Raw genomic sequence first — 258 nt, forward strand, 5'->3', positions numbered from 1 at the left:
ACTAGGGCTAAGTCGTAACAAGGTAGCCGTACCGGAAGGTGCGGCTGGAACACCTCCTTTCTAGAGCCTTAGTGTTAGTAGTAATACACGCTGAGGAAAGAAGACGAAAAGGACTTTTGGTTGCAAAACGAAAGATTATATTACTCTTGCTGTTAATTTAAAAAACAAGTGCTTAAACGCACAAAAATAAGAATGAAGAGTGTCTCGTAGCTCAGCTGGTTAGAGTACTACACTGATAATGTAGGGGTCGACAGTTCG

General features: G+C 41.9%; 1 rRNA gene. It reads left to right on the forward strand.

Features of this window, described 5'->3' with window-relative positions:
- Positions 1 to 60 (forward strand): 16S ribosomal RNA (locus DOS84_RS18885); the annotation flags it as partial.
- Positions 61 to 258: the final 198 nt, after the last annotated feature.

It is taken from the genome of Flavobacterium aquariorum, assembly GCF_003254745.1.
Lineage (GTDB): Bacteria > Bacteroidota > Bacteroidia > Flavobacteriales > Flavobacteriaceae > Flavobacterium > Flavobacterium aquariorum.